The organism is Corallococcus aberystwythensis, from assembly GCF_003612165.1.
Classification (GTDB): domain Bacteria; phylum Myxococcota; class Myxococcia; order Myxococcales; family Myxococcaceae; genus Corallococcus; species Corallococcus aberystwythensis.
On sequence record NZ_RAWK01000586.1, the window covers coordinates 1 to 426 of the forward strand.

The 426-nt window shown below is 66.7% G+C and carries 1 protein-coding gene; it reads right to left on the reverse strand.

The genetic code is table 11. The features are described 5' to 3' along the window. Positions 1-426: urate hydroxylase PuuD (locus D7W81_RS41585; protein ID WP_147445860.1), on the reverse strand; the 426-nt coding region annotated here is incomplete at both ends.

The following is a 426-nucleotide window of genomic DNA, read 5'->3' on the forward strand; positions in this document are numbered from 1 at the left end:
CCACGACGCCGACCATCGCGTAGGGCAGCGGGTTGCCCGCATTGCCCAGCTTGAAGCGGTGCCGCACCACGAAGAACTGCCGGATCGCCGCGCCGCCCAGCATGATCAGCAGCAGCACGATCCAGTTGTACTTGTGCGTGTAGGTGAAGCTGTAGTGGTTGCTCAGCATCGCGAACAGCACCGGCAGCGTGAAGTAGGTGTTGTGCACGCTGCGCTGCTTGCCGCGCGCGCCGTGGATCGGGTCGACCGGCCGGCCCTCGCGCAGCGCCTGCACGTTCTTGCGCTGGCCCGGGATGATCCAGAAGAAGACGTTGCCGCTCATGGTCGTGGCCATCATCGCGCCCACCAGCAGGAAGGCGGCGCGGCCGGCGAACCACTGGCAGGCTAGCCAGGTGGCGAATGCGATGAAGACCGCCACCAGCACGC